The sequence below is a fragment of the Lysinibacillus sp. S1 genome (assembly GCF_044986265.1).
GTDB lineage: Bacteria > Bacillota > Bacilli > Bacillales_A > Planococcaceae > Lysinibacillus > Lysinibacillus capsici.
Genome location: NZ_CP173154.1, coordinates 1,111,367 through 1,132,768 on the forward strand (window position 1 = coordinate 1,111,367; position 21,402 = coordinate 1,132,768).

Below are 21,402 nucleotides of genomic sequence, written 5' to 3' on the forward strand. Positions count from 1 at the left end.
CTCCAAATAATTTATTTATTTTGTAATGTGATTTGTTTTAATACTTGATCGACAATTTGTTGAACCATCGTTGTATCAAGAGTAGGTTCTTGTGAAACTACCGATTCAACAACGGACTGTACTTCGAATTCTGGTTTTGGCACTTCGACATCTTTAATGCCATACGCCATACGTTTGATATTTAATAAATGTCTTGCTGTAATGTTGTCTGACGTAATATTGCCGCCAAATGTCCCACAGCCTAATGTAAAGGATGGTGCTAAGCCCGTTGTGCCACCTACTGCACCAATTGAGGATAATGTATTAACCACAATTCGTGATACTGGTAATTCGACAGAAAATTGCTCTGCTAATGCTGCATTTTCAGTGTGAATTGAGCATGTATGTCCGCGTCCTCCAATATTTAATAGGTCAATCATCACCTGCTTGGCTTCTGTACTGTTTTCAACAACATAAAGCGCAAAGATTGGTGATAGTTTTTCAAGAGAAAATGGAATATTTTTACCAATCATTGTTTCGAAGCCCACAAGAACTTTTGTATCGTCTGGTACCGTAATACCGACAGAATCTGCTAGGCAAGTAGCTGATTTACCGACAATCTGGGGATTTACTTTCCCAGGAACTGGCGAGATCAATTTTTCCATTTTAGCTTTTTCTTCGGCATTTAATAGATAGGCACCATTTTTCTTTAATTCTGTTTGCACTTGCTCTGCAATCACCTTATCCACAATAATGGCTTGTTCTGTTGCACAGATTGTGCCATTATCGAACGATTTACTTTGCACCAATTGACGTACAGATTTTTGAATAWTAGCCGATTTTTCAATATAAGCTGGTACATTTCCTGGCCCAACCCCATAGGCAGGTTTGCCAGAGCTATAGGCCGCCTTGACCAATGCACCACCACCCGTAGCTAAAATTAAATGGATGTTTGGGTGCTTCATTAGCTGCTGTGTTGCCTCCATGGAGGACATTGTTAAACATTGTAGTAATCCTTCTGGCGCACCTGCTTTTTCAGCAGCTACTCGACAAATATCTAAGGCCTCTTTTGTACATTTCACTGCATATGGGTGTGGACTAAGCACTAAACCATTTCTCGTTTTTAAAGAAATGAGTGTCTTAAAGATCGCTGTAGAGGTTGGATTTGTTGTTGGTACGATACCAGCAATGACACCGAAAGGACTTGCAATTTCGGCTACTTTTTTCATCCGATCATAGCCCACAATACCAACTGTTTTTAATTCTTTAATATCTTCATAGACATCTCGTGAAGCTACTTCATTTTTCATCTTTTTATGGTTAGGAATACCCATTCCTGTTTCTTGCACAGCCATTTTTGCTAAACGCTCTGCTTCCTTAAAGGCAGCATCCGCGACAGCCTTTACAATGTTGTCTACTTGTTGCTGAGAAAATTGCATATAGGCAGCCTGTGCTGTATTAGCATGTTTAACGGCATCTCTCATTTCCTGAATCGCTAATAAGTCTTTGTCTAATGTGGCCATAAAGCCGCCTCCCTTCTAGATCACTGGGTTTCTAGCTATATTTTCAATAGCTTCTCTGAATGCATGTGCCGCAGCCTCGCATGAAGATTGACTGCCAGTTAATAAGCCGCCCCCRAAATTGKTTTCAGATGGAGGACCAAAGAAAACCTTTAGCTCAACATCTGCAGCCTTTAATGCTGCATCTAATCCAACAACCGCTTCAAGCGGCGGAGCAATTAAATAAGCAAGTGGGGTGCCAACCTTTACATCTGCAAGCTCTGCAAGATACGTCCCACAGCTTGCCACGGTATGGGCAAACAAGGCATGATTGTCATTATTATTAATGGCTTCAAAATACGTATCAAATTCAATTTTTTGTTGAATGGCATCAAGACCACTACGAATTTCATCAGGTGAGCTTCCAGCAATAATGCCAATCACTTCACCTGACAATGGGCCAGACGCATGTGCCGCTCCCGCATAAAAGCTTTTTGCATAAACAACATCGACATCTGCCTTTTTCGTCGCCTCGTCTAAGGCTACGTAGCCAACATCGTCGATTGTMAGTGTGACAAGTSCAATGCTATGATGATGTGGYTTTAAATCTAACTGCTCTGCTAGTTCACTGTTGACTCTTGGAATGGTTTGCATCGCCAAGATTTGCGCCATAATTTTTTKAGGATACATATTTCAGCCTCCTAACMTTCTTTTKCGACAAGCTCTACGCCACTTGCCTGATAACRCARGATTTTTTCTATGACTGTGCCAAGATAATCTCCCGCTTCTAATGGTGGGATACCACCCTTATGGAWATKTGAAATTACCATACGTTCCGCTTCCACTGTCCCAATTCTTGGCGTGTAGCATAAATATGCACTCATCGATTCTGCCGATACGAGCCCTGGACGCTCACCAATTAGATAAACAATAACCTCTGCCTGTAGCAGCTCACCAATCTCATCCATTAAAGCAACACGCCCTTTATCGATATAGAACGTAGTACCAATGTCAATATTTAAATTGCTAAGACTTTGCTGAAGGGCTAAGTAAACATCTTGAACATTCTCCTCAATCGCACTTGCACTCAAGCCATTCGAGATAATAATCTGTACCTTTGGCTGTGGTTTACATTTTTGCTGAATCAATGCCTTTGATTCTTCTGATAAACGACGCCCTAAGTCAGGTCTTGTAATGTATTCCTCTTTATCTGTGACTTTCGTTGTGACCTGAAAGACATCAAGCTTTTGTAAAAGATCTTCTGTCACTTCGCCATATACAGCATCTACCGCAGCAGCATGATCAAGTCGGAATTTTAACCAGGTTTTCGTTTTCGGTCTTGTCCCCGCTCTTCCTACACCAATACGAGCAGGTGTATGTTTCTTAGCAGCCTGCACACTTTCACTTAACGAGCCCGCCTCAAACTGAAAGGGCTTGATTGGCACAGCGTCATTTACTGGTTGTTCGAAAGTAGCAGAAGTAACCGTCGTTACTTGCTGTGGAGCTCCATGCTGATACMGCTGAATTAATGGTTCCTGTGATGTTGCGATAGTTTCTGTTGTTCCTGAAGAACGATTTTCTACTGTATCATAAAATTTAATAAGTGGTTGTTCTGTTGGAGTAGCTGCTATTTCAGGTGTTTGGCTACCTGTACTTTTCTCCATCTTCTCCATGACAAGCTGTGTAATCATAGAAACTAATTGATCATTCACTTGACTCACCTACCTTTCAAAAATGGATAAATCGCCAGCTCTTGCTGACAGTCGACCATTTTCATAAATGCCCATTTTCTCTAACCATGCTAAATACTCTGGTGCTGGTTTTWWACCAAATRTTTGGAGTAATGTAGCCACATCATGGAAGCTCATCGATTGATAGTTGAGCATCACATCATCGCCCATTGGCGCAGCAATAATAAAGTTAACACCAGCAGCTGTCAGCAATACACTTAAATCTTCCACATCATTTTGGTCTGCCTTAATATGGTTGGTATAGCAAATATCTACCCCCATAGGAATACCATGCATTTTGCCCATGAAATGATCTTCGAGACCTGCTCGAATTACTTGCTTATTGTTGTATAAATACTCTGGGCCAATAAAGCCAACTACTGTGTTCACAATATAAGGATTAAAATGTCTAGCAAATCCATAATTGCGCGATTCCAGTGTTACTTAGGCAATACCCATATGTGCCTCTGCCGATAGCTCTGAGCCTTGACCTGTTTCAAAGTAGAATAAATTTGGACCAGTACCTGTTCCTTGTTTTTTAATGAGCTCCTCTGCTTCTCGTATTAAATCAGCAGAAATACCGAACGAACGGTTAGCAATTTCTGTCCCTGCGATACTTTGGAAAATCATATCTGCTGGGGCGCCTTGTTTAATTGCCTTCATCTGTGTTGTAATATGAGCTAATACACAGTTTTGCGTAGGAATGGACCAATCATTGATGAATTCCTTTGTAGCTGTAAGCACTTTTTTGACACTTTCAACTGAATCATCTACAGGATTAATGCCGATAACAGCATCCCCAATACCATAGGACAGTCCTTCTTTTAGAGAGGCGATGATGCCATCAATATTATCTGTCGGATGATTTGGCTGTAGACGAGATGACAGCGTCCCTTTTTGACCAATCGTAATATTACACGTTGAAAGTATTTCAACTTTATTGGCTGCATGTACAAGATCTAAATTGGACATTAGTTTTGTAACAGCGGCAATAATCTCGGAATTCATCCCTTTACTTAAACGCTTTAATTCACGATCACCCGTGTCATTTGATAAAATGTATTCACGCAGCTGCTCGATGCTCCAGTTTTTGATTTCTCCATATATTTGCTCATTAATATCGCCCTCAATAATGCGTGAAACCTCATCATTTTCTTGTGGCACTAATGGGTTTTCGCGGATATCTTTAACTAAAAGCTCACTTAATACTGCCTTTGCTGCGATCCGTTGTTGAACCGTCTCAGCGGCAATACCTGCTAGCTGATCGCCTGATTTTTCTTCATTGGCCTTAGCCATAACATCTTTTAATGATTTAAAATTATATTTTTCTCCACCAAATATCACCGATAAGTTCACATTCATCCTCCTTACTTTGAATGGAAGGCAAGGGTCTTCACCACAACAGGAACGACGCCAGATGGCAGAACCTCTCCAATGTCGATGTAATCGCCCGTTTCCACTTTAATTTGATCGATGCAAATAATTGGTACTGTCGCATTTATGGCTTGTATGGTCTGTCCAATAATCTTTGCATAATCTGATTGAATGACTATGATAATTGGTATGTCCTTAGAGCATCTTGTCGCCAAATGTAACAAAATGGCCTGACACAATGCATGTACATCCTGAAAGCTTAAATATGGCAATTCACTAAAATAGAGGGCAAATGGCGAACGATTGTCCTGTATAGAAAATAAATCATTTGCTCTCTCTACTGCTGTCTTCACCGTCGAGTTAAAATCTGTTGAAGAATCTATATGACAATTGAAGACAGGTACATTTTTTAGTGGTAATACTTGGGCATCCACCTGAATGGTTGCCCCACTGATTTCAGTGGTTTGTGTACCAGCACCCGTCACTGTTGCACGTGCTGTTTCCTCTGGTTGTAACCATAAAAATGATTGTAGCTGTTCATGCTGTAGTAGCATTTTCGCTAATTTTTCACCAATATCATCATATTGACGCTGGGTACATTCATTTTCATAAATACAAGAGGCCACACCACCCGTAAAAACGMTGGCATCCACAGGTTTATGCCAGTTTGGTAAATGCCCTAGTAATAATGGATGCTTTTCATCTCTGCATTGCCCATGAAGAATCATGGCAAGTGTTTGCACCATTTCTTCAATACAATGTGTCACTCGAATATCTTCGGCCGCATCACCGACCGCTAACGGATTAGTCCATCGTTCCATCAATCGCATGAGTGGCGGAGAAATTGATTGAATCTTGCCATCCTTAAACTCAATCAATCTACCACCAACATGTAAGGTACATGTACCAATGACCTCTCCAAATTGCATAACAGCAATATTCGCTGTCCCTCCACCAATATCGATATTGGCGATGACTTTGGATGAATTCTTTGATTGCTGTAAAGTACCTGCCCCTTTGGCAGCAATGATGCCCTCTAAATCAGGACCTGCGGTAGCAACTAAAAAATGACCTGCGCCATCTGCAATGGTATGGACAACCTCACTTGCATTTTCCTTCGTGGCTGATTCACCAGTAATGATGATGGCCCCAGTTGCAATATCAGATGGAGCAATTTGTGCCAATTGATACTGTTGWGAAATAAATTCCTCTATCTTTTTCATATCAATGATGTCTTTATTGATAAAAGGGGTTCTAATAATTGGACTTTGATGCAACACCGTTTTCTCAATAATTTCAATCCTTGGCACATGTGTTACGCCAGCCWCATTCTTTAACWGAAAACTACTGMCMACCWTTTTTKTMKTWCYTGTYCCMATATCAATGCCTGCACTAAATATTTTTTCAGTTTTCACCCTACACCTCCCTCTCGCTACTGTGAGCAATACATGAGATACGGACTATCGCTTTCCTTAACAAATTGTCGAATTTCTTCATTTGTCTGGAGTTGAATCAATGGTTCAATCAATTCAATGCCAAGCTTTTGCCAGGAAGAGGTTTTCACGATAGGGCCCTGCGTCATAACATTTTTTAATAAGGCGGTCGCCCTTTCTACATCTGCATCAGGGGCATCAATCTTGGTAATAACCCCTATTTGTATTTTGGGAATCCCTAAGCTGAATTGCGGAGGGAATACACTCCTTGCTGATGTGGCATCCTGCAAGTAAATTACATGGGTTACTTCCAAAGATGTTGCCATAATATTTCTGTAATACATTGGATTTTCAACATATTCACCTGGTGTATCAACAATCCAGTCATCATAAACGAGTGCTTGTGTTTTGTTGGCACTGCTTTCTTTGCCCAACAATGTATTCATCAATGTTGACTTTCCTGCTTGCACACCGCCTATTATCATTACTCGATTTTTCATATGACACATCCTATGATTTTGTTATTTTTGATGGTGTATAACCTAATACCTCGGATWMRWWWYSATTGATTTCTAACATCGCCATTTCTACCTCTGACACACTACCAACAATAACGAGACTACCTGTAAAACGATCTAAAAATCCTAGTTTGACATTGGCAGCCTTTGTTGCTAAGTCTCCTGCAATAATTACCGTTTCACTTGGCGTACAAGTCATAATGCCAAGGGCACCTGCTTCTTGGWTACYTAKCTTTTGAAACATTTCTGGATCAGGATTGGCAATAAGGTGACTCAATGTTAGCTGTTTACCCGGCACAAACTCCTGAATAAATCGTTTTTTCTCTTCACTCACACGTCATCACCTCACTTTTTAATTAATTAAGATTGTTGATCTGTTAAATACTCGCCTTCTTTGATAATGCCAGCCTTACGATCTTCAATTTCCAACCTTAATGCAGTTGGTACTGAAAGCTTATAGGCTAAAATAATCGCAATAACACCCGCTAAAAACTTCCCTGCAATAACAGGTAAAATAATGGTTGGCTGGAAGTTCGCAGTGAATGATAAGTGATCACCTAATAAAAAGGCGGAACATACACCAAATGCAATGTTAATTACTTTGTCTTTTGGTGGCATATGGCGAATTAGTGTAAACATCGCTAAAATATTCGCAATCGTTGCTAAAATCCCAGCACTTCCTACAGAGGATAAGCCTAATTTTTTACCAGCTGCTTCAAGTGGCTTGGAAGCATACTTTCGAATTAGATACACCATTGGGAAGGCACCCGCTAGCATAATCCCGATATAACCGGCTGTTTCTAATGCTCGGAACTGATCGATTTCATCAGCCATGATTGGATCGAAGCCCCACGMGCCAAAAATCTTTGTAAAAATACCTGTAAAAATCTCAACAATAGAGAACACTAACACCAATTTAATTCCCGCATCCATTACACGACCGAATACCATGAAGCCAGTAATCATGCCGTTTGGAATAAGCTTTAAGCCTAGTGCGATTAAGATAACGAAGATGAATAAAGGTAGTAAGTTAATTAATATTTGTAAAACAGAAATGGCAAATACATATGTAGGAGCCTCTGTTGTACTAATGACTTCACGTACTTCTGTGTTGAATAGCACAATCATGATAGAAGAAATAAATGCACCAATCGGAATTGTTAAAACGCCAGCCATAATTCCTAGCGCCATGTATTTATGATCACGCTTATCCAACATCGCAAGGCCCATTGGAATTGAGAATACGATAGTAGCACCTGACATAAAACCAACAACAAGAGCCATTACCCATCCCTCATAAGACTCCTTTAATGCATTGGCTAATTGATAACCACCCATGTCCGAGGCTAAAATCGTAGTCGCTGCAATCGCAGGATCTGCACCAATTAACTCAAAAATCGGACTAATAAAATGACTAATAAACCATGTTAAGTAAGGTATAGCTGCCATGATCCCTGCTGCTGGGACAAAAATATGACCAACCGTATGGATCCCATTCATAAATTCTTTCCCAATTCCATACTCAGCATCTCGGATAGCTCCGATTGCCCCTAAAACAGCACAAATCATAATAATATAAACGATAACCGTTCCTATCATTGCCATCTTACTCATCACCCMTTTTTTATTTATAAATTTATATAAAAAAAGGCACTTTAAAGAAGAAATCTCTTTAAAGCGCCTTTGCTTCAACTATTGACTTGTAAGTTGTTAATAATTTGCTGTGCAATATGCACCATTTCCTGTTGTGTTTGCATGCTTTCATTGCGAATCTTACGGTAAGCCTCGTCCTCGCTTATATTTTCAGCCTGCATCAGCAAGCCCTTCGCTCGTTCAATGACTTTTCGCTTATCTAATTGTGTTTGCTTATGTAAGATCTCCCCATTGAGACGGTTGAATTTATCAATTTGATGAAAAGCAACCTCAAGCACAGGCAACACATTTTTTTCAGAAAACGRTTTCATTACATATCCTAATATATTATCCTGCTTCATGTATAGCAACAATTCTTTTTCACTATAGGCCGAGATGAAAAGAACGGGTATACCAAGCTGTTGTTCAATAATTTTACTTGCCTTTAAACCGTCAAGTTTAGGCATTTTAATGTCCATTAAGATTAACTGTGGTTTATGTAAAAAGGCTAATTCAATGGCTGTTTCCCCATTGTTCGCTTGAGCTACAACTTCGTAGCCGTTATCTTCTAACATAAACTTCAAATCAATCGCAATCAGTGATTCATCTTCGACAATCATAACTTTCCTAGTCATTTACGATAAATACCTCCTCACTTACAGGGAACTGAATTTGAGTATGTGTACCTTCATTACTAGGGATAATTGAAAATGAGCCAGCTAAATCATATTCTACAAGCCTTGTGATAATCTCCATACCAAAAGATGCCTTCACCTCTTGCATTCCAACGCCGTTGTCAGAAATATGAAGCGAAATTGTAGAATCTTCCTGAATGAATTGAATATCGATGATTCCTTCATCACGTCCGATAAACGCATACTTTAATGCATTTTGCAGTAGCTCACAAATAATGAGTGCTAAAGAGACTGCCTTTTTTGAATGGCAGAACAGCTGCAAATTTTCATGATGAAAGGCTAGTTGAATAGTTGCTGTATTAGACGTACCAATCATTTTATGACCAATTTTTTTAGCTAATGCGATAACGTCTACTCTTTCTTCAGCGTTATCTTCATTTTCTAAAATCAGCTCATACACCGATGAAATACTATAGATTCGATTTAATGCCTCTTGAAACGCACTTGCATTTGAAGCAGACAGATTATTTCTCAATTGTAAACGTAATAGACTTGTCACTGTCTGAAGATTGTTTTTCACGCGGTGGTGAATTTCTCGTATCGCAAATGTTTTCATCATTAGCTCATTTTCTTTCAGCTTAAGCTCTGTTAGATCATGAATAATGAGTAGCGTGACTTTCTCGTTATGACTGCGAATAGGAATCTTCTTCACAATAAAGGACTTACGATCAATCGTAATTTCTAGGAAAAAGACATCGTCGCCTTTATCATAGACCTCCTGTAAAAAAGGTAAGATTTTATCCAACGCTATATTGTCAAAATTTTCTAATCCAGATAGCTCCGAAATAAAATGATAGCCTGCTGGATTACTATAAATCMCTTTATTTTCGTKATTTGTGAGAATANTCGACTCTACGAGTAAATCAGAAACAACTGGAATTGGTTGAGAATTAGGTTCGACAATATGCTCAATTAATGCAAACGGCATATTTTGAAAATCATCCTTCGGTGTCGTTTGCATCTTCACCATTTTTTCCTGAATCAACACAGCAATTACTTGCTGCTGCTCATTAAAAATGGGAATGACATTTTGCTCCACCGTTATGCCTTCCTGCGTAATTGCTCTGGAAATGGATGATTTTTCTTTATGTTTAAACGCAGCAAATACGGCTGGTTCAAAACTTTCAAATACGAATTTTCCGATAACTGATTTTTCGTATAAACCAATCTCTTTCTTCGGGAATGCCTCTGCCACAACAATTGCATGCGGTAAATTCTCCAACAGGCAATCTATGAACATGTAACAATCAGTCAACTCAGCATAATACGTTAGCGTAGCCTCTATTTCTATTAACTTGTCAATATCCGTTGCCGATAGATTTGTATATTTTCTACACAATGATTGAATGTTCGACAGGTTTAAGCCCCCTATCAAGGAATAGTCAGCAAGCAATTTGACTATTCTTAAAAATCTTTGTCATTATTATAAACCTTTTGTGAAATTATTTTCAATATAAAAAATATATTCTTTCACAAGATTTCGTTGCATTACAAAGAACTATATAGCTTAAAAGAGAAATATTCAACAGTTTTTTAAAGATCCATAATTTAACTACACACATAATGTTATTTCGATATAACAAAAACGAGCTTACCGTTTGGGTAAACTCGCTTCTTTTTATTTTATTTCTGGTACAACTGCTACTATATTTTCAAAGGCTGCGCGCTGCTTTTGTTCATCTTCATTTAATAAAATGTGAATATCACCATGGTCATTCGATGTACGAATTAAGCGCCCCATCCCTTGCTGCAAGCGTAATTGCATGAAAGGTAATTCCACTTCCTCAAATGGGTTTTCGGCAAATGTACGTTTCGCATCAAATAATGGGTCCTGTGGAGGAAACGGTAAATCATAAATAATCACACGAGTTAATGCTTCCTCAGGCAAATCTAACCCTTCCCATAAATGATATGAACATAATGTTTTAACTGTTCCTTGCTGGAAGTCTCGAACAATGGCTGATAGTTCTCGATCTCCCTCAAATGCTACATACATACGTTCCATTAGCGGTAATTCTGCCTTGAAGTTTAGCATGGCTTGCTTCGATTTAAACAAAATCAACGTTTGCTCACCATCAAGCAGCAACTGCTGAACACGCGCTGTTTTGTCTCGTTGTGTAAGCTCATGTAAATAGATTTTCATAACCTCTTCATAGTCGAATGGGGATGGCACAGAAAATGATTGGTAATCTCGAATTCCTAAACTATAGGCAATATAAGAAAAGTCTTTATTGACCGATAGAGTGGCAGAAGAAAAGACGATTGGAAGCTTTTTAGAGAATAATTTTTCTGCTAAAACTTCTGTGATTAAACGAGGCATAATGACGAGCGTTTCTTCACCATCTGTTTCCTCTAACCAATCTACTGCATCTCCCTGTGCGATGAAAATACGCAACGAAGCCTCATATTGATCTAAATATTCTTCCGCCATATTTAGCTCATATTCAGGTATCATGTACATTTCTGATTCAAAAACGAATTCTTCCATCAATGTTTCTACATCATCTATTAATTGCTTCCCGTAAGTAAGCAATGTTTTTGATTTGTTTATGCGTTTGCGATCTTCATTAGAAGCGACAATATCATCACGAAGCTGATCAAAAAATAGTTCATGATCATCCTGTAATTTCTCCATTGCATACAGTGTGCGCTCGCGTACACCATCTACCATCAAGCGCTCCAGTAATTGCACGATAGTCGTCGCCTGTACTTTATAGGTCATCGCTTTTTGCGCAGCATACTCCAATAAATGTCCTTCATCCAGCACCATCATTGATACCTCAGGCAGTAATGCTAACTGACCTTCACGCTCACGAGATTCCTTTGTAGCTAAATGCTCCATTAGAAAATCTTGTGAACAAATAACAAGATCGGTTGATTTTCGATAATGAGAGCGATGCAATGTTTGCCCACAGCGATTACGAAGGTCACAAACCGAACATTGCATAATCGAATTGTAATTAACCTTTTGCCAATCCTCATCACTGACTGTTGGATAATCACTGCGTTCCCCATATGGATGAACAGCAATCATCGAACCTTGTGCATAAACACCATCAGGGATAGAAAAGGAAATATCATCAATCCATTCATCCGACTCCACTTTCTCTGCTTCCTCAAAGCGTTTTAAGCATAAATACTGATCTCTCGATTTTGCTAGACGAACATCAATATCAAGTCCTAACGTTTTTTGGAGTTTATAAATATCGCCCCCCTCTTTTACAAGTTGGTCGATTAATGTTTCATCTGCACAAGCAATCAACGCAGGTTTCCCTGTGTAACGTGCGTAGGAAATAGCTGGAAGCAAATAAGCGATCGTTTTGCCAGTTCCCACTCCTGCCTCTGCAAAGAGAACATTTTTTTCTTTTAGTGCTTGTTCTATTTGATAAGCCATAAAGATTTGCTCATCACGGCATTCAAAGCCCTTTTCTGGTAATTCATCATAAAGAACATCGCCCATCCAGTCACCTAATGAATCGAAAAATGAACGGTCCTTTGATAATGCAAATGGTAAAGATTTACGCAATTAATGTTCCCCCTCTAACTATCTGGTGCTATTATACGCGACGAAACGGAAGATAAGAAAAAATCTTATCTTCCGTTACTATTCGTTAATCTCTTTTAGACTTTTGACCCCAGAACTGATAATAATTTGTTTCAATAAAACCATTAAATAATTTACGTTTTTTCGTCGCTTGGCGTCCATATAATTCTTCAAAATTCTTCATGGAGGATAGCATATATACAGACCAAGTTGGATAGTTTTTCATGACCTTCCCAACATCGCGAATCACCTGTTCCACGACTTCCACATCACCAATACGCTCTCCGTACGGCGGGTTCCCAATCATGACACCATCCGTTAACTGTGTTGTAAAATCACGTGCTTGCATTTGCTTAAACGTGATTAACTCTCCAAAGCCTGCTTCCATTGCGTTTTCTTGCGCAATGCTGACCATGCGGTGATCAATATCGGAACCAATAATTTCCAACGGCTGATCATAGTTCGCTAAACTATCTGCTTCATCACGAACCGCATCCCAGATTGCAGCTTTCATCCATGGCCATTCCTCAGAAATAAATTCTCGGTTATAGCCTGGCGCTATATTTTGTCCAAACATCGCCGCTTCCAATGCAATAGTACCAGAGCCACAGAATGGGTCAACAAACGGGCGATTTGGATTCCATTTTGAAATTTGTACAAGTGCAGCTGCTAATGTTTCTTTTAATGGTGCCTCACCTTGAGCCTGACGATAGCCACGCTTATGTAGGCCAGCACCAGATGTATCAATCGTTAGTGTCGCCACATCTTTTAAAATTGAAACCTCAATTTTGTAAGTCGCTCCAGATTCATCTAAAAAGCCAAGTCGCTTATAATGCTGTTTCATTCGCTCAACGATTGCTTTTTTGGTAATGGCTTGACAATCAGGTACACTAAATAATTTCGATTTTACGGACTTTCCTGAAACAGGAAAAGCAGCGTCCACTGGTAAATACTTCTCCCAAGGGAGTGCCTTTACACTTTCAAATAATTGTTCGAACGATTTTGCTGGGAATTGCCCAACAACAATCTTTACACGATCCGCTACACGTAGCCATAGATTGGTACGCGCAATCGCTGTTTCATCGCCTTCAAAATATACTTTGCCATTGTCAACGGTTGTTTCATAGCCAAGTGCTTTTACTTCTTGTGCCACAATAGCTTCTAAGCCCATTGCTGACGTAGCTACTAATTGATAGTTTGCCATAGATTATTTCCTTCCTTGATGCTCAATTTCCCAATACTCCATAAACTCCATCAATTCGTTTAACGGGAGTGGTTTGCTGTAATAATAGCCTTGGATAATATCACAGTTCATTTTACGTAGTATATCCACTTGTTGTGCTTGTTCTACACCTTCAGCAACAACTTTCATTTTTAAGCGATGGGACATTTGAATAATCGCATCTACAACTGCCTGTTTTTCATCGAGTGATCCAATATGCTGGATAAAGCTACGATCAATTTTTAAACAATCTAATGGGAAGCGAACCAAATAGCTTAAGGATGAATAGCCAGTCCCAAAATCATCGATTGAGATTTTAAAGCCTAATTGTTTTAAACGAACCAATTTACTAACTGTCTCATTGGCACTGTTCATCACCGTTCGCTCTGTCACTTCTATTTCAAAATTGTTAGCTGGCATATTATAGCGCTCTAATATTGTTTGTATCGACTCCAAAAAATTCTGCTGTTTAAAGTGAATGCTCGAGATATTAATGGCGACAGGTGTTTTCCAACCATATTGTTGCATTTGAATGACTGCCTCACATGCTTTTTCGATAATAAGCTCACTTAATGGAATGATTAGACCTGTATCCTCTGCATAAGTGATAAACTCAGCAGGCGAAACAAAGCCTAGCCTCTCGCTATTCCAGCGGACTAGTGCTTCTAAACCTTGAATCTGCTCATTTTCCATAGAAATCTTTGGCTGAAAATGTAGCTCAAATTCACGGTTTTCTATTGCTCTTCTTAACTCAGAATCTAGCAATAGCACTCGTTGTGCGTCGGTTTGCAGTTCATCAAAATAGAAGGAATAGCCGTTTAATTCATTCTTTTTTGAATAAGTCATCGCTCTATCTGCACAATTGATCAGTTCTTCTGTGTTTTTACTATCAACTGGATAAACGCTAATACCAATACTTGTAGAAATAAAAACTTCCTGATCATTTATCATCATTGGCTGTTCAATACTACTAATAATTTGTTCAGCAAATTTTGCAGCCTCTTTCACATTTTTCACATTGGTTAATGTAATGACGAATTCATCTCCGCCATATCTTGCAATAATATCTTTATTTTTCAGTAATTTTTTTAGTCGATTTGCTACTTCTATTAAAATTGAATCTCCAACAGCATGGCCTAATGTATCATTAATTTGCTTAAATCGATCCAAATCTAAGAAATAGATCGCATGCTGCACTGAATGAGAAATAGCAGAAGTCGATTCCAAGAGATTATCCATTCTTTCGATATAGGCAAAACGATTGGATACATCTGTTAATGAATCCGTGAGCAAACGCTTTTCTAATTCATTTTCTACTATTTTTCTTTCAGACAAATCTGTGAAAATACCACAGTAATTTGTAACCTCACCCTCATCGTTGGTTACACAAACAATTGTTAACCATTCAGGATATACGTCTCCAGTTTTACGACGATTCCATATCTCACCTTGCCAAATGCCTTCTTGTCGTATCTGCTCCCACATCTCTAAATAGAACGGCAATTCATGTACACCAGATTGTAAAACGGCTGGCGTTTTTCCAACCACATCATCACATGTATAGCCTGTCACAAATTCAAAGGCAGGATTAACCATTACTATTTTTTTGTATTCATCAGTAATCATGATACCTTCAGATACATTTTCGAAGATTTTAAGTATTAAGGAAGTCGGATATTTAGATATCAGTTTCAGTTTATCCGTACTTTCCCAATTGTTTACTCCGTTCATGTTTCCGCTCCATCCTATCTCTCTATACTCCCTCTCAGAAGGGCATTTACGTCAGGCCAACCACTATGTAATCTATTACGCTCGGTGTAATTGTCACTGACGCTTCTCTTTCGTGCAATGAATGCGTCCAGATTTTTCGAATTTGCTCGAAAAGCGCCTCAAGTAAATCTATGACAATCGCCGAAGGCATTCTCTTGATAAACAGGTAACCATACACCTAAACTGATAAACCATTTATAGAGGTGGTTGTTATACCTGGCGTTTGCTTACAATACAAGTATGTGAGCAGTCAAGATCAATACATCACATTGATGCTATAACCGTTTTCAGATGTTGTGACTTAGAAGCGGTAGCGATACTTCTCAAACGTATAGCGCATACCAAGACTTGATTAACAAGGTTACTTTTTCCTCATGAATTCAAAATAAAAGCTCTCCACCGAATTGGAGAGCGCTTGTTATTTCGTAGATAAGCATCAAAAAATTCCATAAGCCATGTTTTGTTCCCGAGTACTCAAACAGCTTGCGCCTCGTACGATCAGGTGGTAATCATCTATCTACAGAGCAAACTCTGTCCCTCTATCCGTTCAATTCCTTCTAGAGAGTGCCCCTACCATAATTTGGGTTTCTCACTCGTGGGGTTTACCTCGTTCCACCTTGCAAGTTTCCAAGCAAGCTTCGTCACTGTGGCACTTTCAGGAAGTGTCAACCATATCCAGAGGACTTAGGTTTTCCTTCCGCCGTCAGCCTTAATAGCTGCCTTACCTTATTTTTTCAGTAAGCACGAACACTACGGTCATCTCAGAACCGTGCGAGCATGGACTTTCCTCTACGACGTCTAGCGCCGCAGCGATTACCAGAATTTCGTGATGATACGAAAGATTATACTAGAGTTTTATGTTAAATACAATATAATTGACTAAATTTATTCGTACAGCTTGCTACCAAATACATGTTTTTCTAAATTAGAAAGACGTTTTAAAATATCAAAATTCGTTGTACCAGCTGCCGCTGAAGCAACCGGTTGTCTCTTAGGTGTGCTTTCAATTTCTTCTTTTAACTGTCTATTTTCTTCACGTAGTTGGGCCACCACTTTTTCAAACGTTTCATAGTCTTGAATAATTTCATCAAGAAAAGAATCTACTTCTTCTACATTGTAGCCTTTAAAGTTCTTTTTAAATTCCTTTTCAAGGATCATTTTTGACGTTAATTTAATGTCCATTCACATCGCCCTTCCTCACACTACATACACGAATACATTATAGCATACTTCATCACATTATATCGTCTGAAAATACTAATTGTAAGGCTAAACTTGTCGTTTCACGCGCTTACCCACGAATTTATTTCTTATTTCCTAATCTGTGTAGTCTCTTTTCCCAAGAAATTTCCCATTTTTGTTTTTGTTCTGCTCTCCATTGCCCATTATTTCGAATGAGACGTATGCCTTCTTGCGTATAATAAAGGGCCTGCTCATAATCCTTCATTTGGTGCTCATAAAGTATGGCTAGCTGCTCAAGGGCATGTAACTTTGTTCTTGCTTCAACAAAATGAAGGGAGGCCACGAATGAGTCAATAGCTTCACTATAGCGTTTATTCTTCTTGTGCTGTAAAGCTAAATAATATTGAGCATGGCCCGCTTCTAGCGCATCAAATTTTGATGTCACCTTTTCTAAAATCCTCACACTTTGTGTGCTTTCTCTTAAATCACCATACCATTTCCCAATGTTGGTGAAAGTTTTTGCTGATTCTTCATGGTCCTGCTCGAACAATAAATACGTAGAATGACTATACAGTGTGATAAGTGATAGTAAATCCCACTCATTATGATGCAAAACCTTTATAAGAGCATCTGGAATGCCACTTTTTACTGCATCCAAATAAATAATAGGTGCGAGATGGCCTGGAATATCCCCTTTACGCGAAAAACCAAGCTTTTCTTCCTCGACAGATTTTAATTTTAAGCGCTCCATATCATTTTTCCATAAACGCTTCGAACTATGCAACAAATCGATCTGTCGCTGAGAGCGTAATTTTGGTAAGGTTTTTTGATGCAATGTCCATCGTGTTTCAAGCTGTGGCCAATCAAAGCTTTTCCCATTATAGGTAATCACAGTAGCTGACTTTTGCCAAAGCTTGGATTCAAATAAGAAGGCTGCTTCATGTGCAGGATCTGCCATAATATATTGTGTGAGGATAAAGGATTCTTCAGCTACTTCTAAAAATCCAAGCAAAAAAATATGGGTCCCAACACCCTTTAAACCTGTTGTTTCCGTGTCAAAAAATAAGACGGACTCTTCCATATCTAGCGCATAAGGATGATCAAACTCAGCATCTTGCCATTTTTTCAGGGCTTCAAAGAATGATTGCAGTTGATAATGTCCATGCTGATAGCTAAACGGATAGCTTACTTGACGCTTAAATACGATGCCGAAATCATTTTCAACAACCGTTAGTCCCGCCTGTTTCCATTGCTCTGTATAGCTTGGCCTAGCAGGCTTTTGGAACGCTGGTTCTTCAACCTTTTTAGCGGACATCGGTTTTTTTCCCAGCATTTTTTTCATTTGTAATATTTTATTTTCGTAAGACATGAATTTCACTCATTTTCTGCTTATTGTATAAGACATCTCTCTTGCAAGAGTAACATGATTGTTAACCTCATTCAAAATATTCTTCGAGGAAAATCGATTTACCATGAATACAAACAAGAGGGTGAAAGAACATATTGGCGTTCCTCACCCTCTGTTTACTATACCATTAATTGTTGCAGTAATTTAGCTACCTTTCCTTTTGTTTGGAGCAATGATTCTTGTGCCCCAATACAGGAAGGACAGCCCGATTCACATGCACAATTTGTAACATGCTCATATGTTTTCATGATTAGCTCTTCCCATAGTTCATATACCTTTTCACTTAAGCCGATGCCACCAGGATACTTATCATAGACAAAAAACGTTGGCCGCTCATTATGTGTGGCCTTCACCTGTGGTACAACGGCTACATCGCTACTATCACATTGAATAAACAAAGGAATGAAGGCATTCATCGCGTAGGCTACCCCAGTCATAGCATCTGTTAGCTCTTCCTCTGTCCATTTATCTGGTGCTGTAAACGATAGCCACGAAGCACTTGTATGCATCTCATCAGGTGGTAAATGTATAGGTCCTGAGCCAATATTGTCATGTGTGCCGAAGCGTATTTTCTTGAAAATCGTTGCTTGTGCAATTAAGCCAACATCGCCAAAGCAGATTGTTCCACCTGCATATGAACAGTTACGATCTTCCTCTAAAACTTTCATTTCAACTGCTAGATTGGCATCTGTATAGTAATCAACATCTACTTCACGTACGTAGGCTTTCTTTTCTTCCCAGTCAAGCTTCTCTACTTGGAACTGAATGCCTTGGTGCAAGTAAATGGCTTCTTCATGCAAGAGTGTCATGGCACTATGACGATCCATTTCACCAATAACCTTTGTCTGTGCAGGAATGGTAAGATCAATAATGACTACATTTTCTTGTGACGCTGAACGTAAGCTAATATCATGCGCCGGGAAACGATCACTCATCCAATGCCATTTATCACTCGTCTTAAAAACTACCCCTTCTTCTGCTAAATACTCCAGCAATTCTTGTATGTCATATTCTCCATACGTATCGCCTGTTGAAAAAGGTAGCTCGAAGGCAGCACATTTCAAATGATCCATTAAAATCAGCATATTTTCTGGATAAATACGTGCTTCCTCTGGTGTACTGCCTAGTAAAAATAGTGGATGATTGACTACATACTGGTCCAATGCGGAAGATTGCGCAACATAAATAATCAATGCCTCATCCTGACGTCTCCCTGCACGTCCTGCTTGCTGCCAAGCACTCGCAATATTTCCTGGGTAACCTGTCATAATACATGCTTGTAATTGACCGATATCGACACCTAATTCTAATGCATTGGTGCTAACTACTGTTTGGATTGTTCCATCACGTAAGCCTTTTTCGATGACACGTCGTTCAGATGGCAGATACCCACCTCGATAGCCACGTACAGATTCATCGAGCAGCTTATTACGTGTAAGTTCCTTTAAATAGGTTACAATCATTTCTACTCGTACCCTACTTTTGGCAAAAATAATGGATTGAATGCCAGCCGTGTACAACCTCTTAGCTAAATCACTTACCTCTAATACAGCACTTCTACGCACGCCAAATGTTTTATGAATAATCGGCGGATTGTAAAAAAGAAAGGTTTTCTTACCAACTGGAGCACCCGAATCAGCAATGAGCATGTGTGATTCATTCGTTAGCAGCTCAGCAAGCTCTTTAGGATTTTTTATGGTAGCCGATGTACAAATAAACACTGGTTTACTCCCATAAAATTCACAAATTCTTTTTAATCTCCGAATAACATGCGCCACATGGGAACCAAACACACCTTTGTATGTATGCAATTCATCAATCACAATATATTGTAGATTCTCAAAAAGTGAAACCCATTTTGTATGATGCGGCAAAATCCCCGAATGAAGCATATCAGGATTCGTCATCACGATATGCCCTGCCTTACGAACCTTTTGGCGAATGCCTGGAGCCGTATCTCCATCATAGGTATAGCTTAAAATCTCCTCACCGCTTTGCTCAATGAGCTCATTCAAATCATTTTTCTGGTCCTGTGCCAGTGCCTTTGTTGGAAATAAATAAATGGCACGTGCATTTTTATCCTCCATTATTTTTTGTAGCACTGGCAGATGATAGCAATAGGATTTACCTGAAGCAGTTGGCGTAACCGCTGTAAAAGATGTACCACTCTGTGCCAAATCAAATGCCTCTCGCTGATGTGTATAAAGCTGCTCAATCCCTCTTGTCTGTAAGGCTTTCACTAAAGAAGGATGTAAATTCCTAGGAAATGGTGCATAGTTCGCTGGACGCCCTTCTAATGTTTGCCAGTGCAGGATACGCTCTTTAAGTTCTTCATCATATCTCCACTCATGTAAAAGCTCGCTAATCGTTCGTTTCTTCGATAGCATCCTTTTCTCCCTCCTTAACTAATCGTTCAAATATTTTCAAAGTATAGGAAGTAGAATGTATGGCATCTAAAAAACGTTTTTTACTTGTTTCTTTATAAAAAGATTGCACAACMAATTGSTCCATCGATTCAACGACTGAAGCAATTTGTTGCGTATGCATATATTTTGGTCGATTTTTTTGAATCCATTTATTGGCTTCTTGCTGCCATACCTTTAAAAGTTGATGAATTTCATCTGCATGTGGCTTTACCTCTTGAAAAAAATCAGGTGTTCGATCTTCCTCACGCATTTGCCAAAAACGTGAAACGCACTGATCACATTCATCTATTAATTTGGATGTTTGCTGGATAACTAACAATTTTGCACCTCATCTCTCAACAATTATACATAGCAAATATATTTCGGAGTGACGGCATATACATGCTGAGTATGTTTTGTTCAGCTCGTCAGCTATGGAAATATCACTGTTTATGACACCTATTTACCACACCTTCATGGAAAATAATGTATCAATCTTCATGCTATTGCGTTAGTTCAATTGCTTATAAGATAAGTGTACCAAAGTCTATGATTTTTCACTACTAATAGGCGAACAAGCATTCTTTACTTGCCAGTTCTTTTCTGCTAAGCTTACTTTCTGGCTAACCGCTTTAAGTTGCATAAAAAAATGCAAACTATGAGCATTGTTTTCCAATGACACTCTCGTGAAAAGTAATTGATTGACCAGATCTAACTGCGCAACTAATTGTTCTAACTTGTTCAAAATAACGCCTCCTTTGCTTTACTTTAGTATTCCTCGTATGTATAGAATTACCTTCAGGCGTGACAAAATAAGCGTAAGTTAGCTGAAAGAAGAAGATTTTCGATAAAATTTTAATAGTGAACCTCTGACCAAAAAAATCGTCATGAATGAAAGGTTGCTGTGTGAGTATATTTTCATCCCAATGACCTATTTAAATTTATCAGTTATTTTGACGATTCTAGTAATAATAAAGCTGACGATTTTTCGACGCAAATTATTCATACGTA

17 protein-coding genes, 1 other RNA gene and 1 pseudogene are annotated in these 21,402 nt (G+C 38.9%); all 19 read right to left on the reverse strand.

Going from position 1 to position 21,402, the window contains the following annotated elements; all coding sequences use genetic code 11:
- Positions 1–11: 11 nt before the first annotated feature.
- On the reverse strand, positions 12–1,502 hold the full coding sequence (locus ACHZEU_RS05945; RefSeq protein ID WP_404804190.1) for an aldehyde dehydrogenase family protein: 1,491 nt from the start codon (positions 1,500–1,502) through the stop codon (positions 12–14).
- A 15-nt stretch (positions 1,503–1,517) separates the two neighbouring features.
- Complete coding sequence (gene eutL / locus ACHZEU_RS05950; RefSeq protein WP_404804191.1) at positions 1,518–2,168, reverse strand: ethanolamine utilization microcompartment protein EutL; 651 nt, start codon at positions 2,166–2,168, stop codon at positions 1,518–1,520.
- Positions 2,169–2,179: 11 nt separating this feature from the next.
- Complete coding sequence (gene eutC, locus ACHZEU_RS05955) at positions 2,180–3,190, reverse strand: ethanolamine ammonia-lyase subunit EutC (protein WP_404804192.1); 1,011 nt, start codon at positions 3,188–3,190, stop codon at positions 2,180–2,182.
- Between the two features lie 9 nt (positions 3,191–3,199).
- Positions 3,200–4,570 (reverse strand): annotated as a pseudogene (locus tag ACHZEU_RS05960) (ethanolamine ammonia-lyase subunit EutB).
- A gap of 5 nt (positions 4,571–4,575) precedes the next feature.
- Positions 4,576–5,997 (reverse strand): ethanolamine ammonia-lyase reactivating factor EutA, encoded by a 1,422-nt coding sequence (locus ACHZEU_RS05965; protein WP_404804193.1) that lies wholly within the window; start codon positions 5,995–5,997, stop codon positions 4,576–4,578.
- A gap of 17 nt (positions 5,998–6,014) precedes the next feature.
- Entirely contained in the window at positions 6,015–6,515 is a 501-nt protein-coding gene (locus tag ACHZEU_RS05970; protein ID WP_054550775.1) for a EutP/PduV family microcompartment system protein, read from the reverse strand.
- 10 nt (positions 6,516–6,525) lie between these two features.
- Positions 6,526–6,867 carry an ethanolamine utilization microcompartment protein EutS gene (gene eutS, locus ACHZEU_RS05975; protein WP_404804194.1) on the reverse strand — a complete coding sequence of 114 codons (342 nt, stop codon included), beginning with the start codon at positions 6,865–6,867 and terminating at the stop codon, positions 6,526–6,528.
- A 26-nt stretch (positions 6,868–6,893) separates the two neighbouring features.
- Positions 6,894–8,138 (reverse strand): ethanolamine utilization protein EutH, encoded by a 1,245-nt coding sequence (eutH, locus tag ACHZEU_RS05980; protein ID WP_404804195.1) that lies wholly within the window; start codon positions 8,136–8,138, stop codon positions 6,894–6,896.
- Between the two features lie 83 nt (positions 8,139–8,221).
- Entirely contained in the window at positions 8,222–8,800 is a 579-nt protein-coding gene (locus tag ACHZEU_RS05985) for an ANTAR domain-containing response regulator (RefSeq protein WP_404804196.1), read from the reverse strand.
- Positions 8,793–10,199: a sensor histidine kinase gene (locus ACHZEU_RS05990; RefSeq protein WP_404804197.1), complete on the reverse strand. Its 1,407-nt coding sequence runs from the start codon at positions 10,197–10,199 to the stop codon at positions 8,793–8,795. The genes ACHZEU_RS05985 and ACHZEU_RS05990 overlap by 8 nt, the downstream gene beginning before the upstream one ends.
- Positions 10,200–10,478: 279 nt before the next feature.
- Positions 10,479–12,386 carry an ATP-dependent DNA helicase gene (locus ACHZEU_RS05995; protein WP_279494515.1) on the reverse strand — a complete coding sequence of 636 codons (1,908 nt, stop codon included), beginning with the start codon at positions 12,384–12,386 and terminating at the stop codon, positions 10,479–10,481.
- A gap of 85 nt (positions 12,387–12,471) precedes the next feature.
- Positions 12,472–13,608 (reverse strand): class I SAM-dependent RNA methyltransferase, encoded by a 1,137-nt coding sequence (locus tag ACHZEU_RS06000; protein WP_115673409.1) that lies wholly within the window; start codon positions 13,606–13,608, stop codon positions 12,472–12,474.
- A gap of 3 nt (positions 13,609–13,611) precedes the next feature.
- Positions 13,612–15,357, reverse strand: coding sequence for a GGDEF domain-containing phosphodiesterase (locus tag ACHZEU_RS06005; protein WP_054550770.1), 1,746 nt, complete (start codon positions 15,355–15,357; stop codon positions 13,612–13,614).
- Positions 15,358–15,840: 483 nt separating this feature from the next.
- Positions 15,841–16,221, reverse strand: an RNA gene (gene rnpB, locus ACHZEU_RS06010) — RNase P RNA component class B.
- Between the two features lie 60 nt (positions 16,222–16,281).
- Positions 16,282–16,578, reverse strand: a complete 297-nt coding sequence (gene gpsB, locus ACHZEU_RS06015) for a cell division regulator GpsB (RefSeq protein WP_004269307.1) — start codon at positions 16,576–16,578, stop codon at positions 16,282–16,284.
- Between the two features lie 121 nt (positions 16,579–16,699).
- A complete protein-coding gene (locus ACHZEU_RS06020) occupies positions 16,700–17,947 on the reverse strand; it encodes a ribonuclease H-like domain-containing protein (protein ID WP_054550769.1) in 1,248 nt (415 codons plus the stop codon).
- A 158-nt stretch (positions 17,948–18,105) separates the two neighbouring features.
- Positions 18,106–20,373 (reverse strand): DEAD/DEAH box helicase, encoded by a 2,268-nt coding sequence (locus tag ACHZEU_RS06025; RefSeq protein ID WP_279494513.1) that lies wholly within the window; start codon positions 20,371–20,373, stop codon positions 18,106–18,108.
- Entirely contained in the window at positions 20,348–20,731 is a 384-nt protein-coding gene (locus ACHZEU_RS06030; protein WP_404804198.1) for a YppE family protein, read from the reverse strand. Before ACHZEU_RS06030 ends, ACHZEU_RS06025 begins: the two co-directional genes overlap by 26 nt.
- Before the next feature lie 207 nt (positions 20,732–20,938).
- On the reverse strand, positions 20,939–21,136 hold the full coding sequence (locus ACHZEU_RS06035; RefSeq protein ID WP_004225568.1) for a hypothetical protein: 198 nt from the start codon (positions 21,134–21,136) through the stop codon (positions 20,939–20,941).
- Positions 21,137–21,402 lie beyond the last annotated feature (266 nt).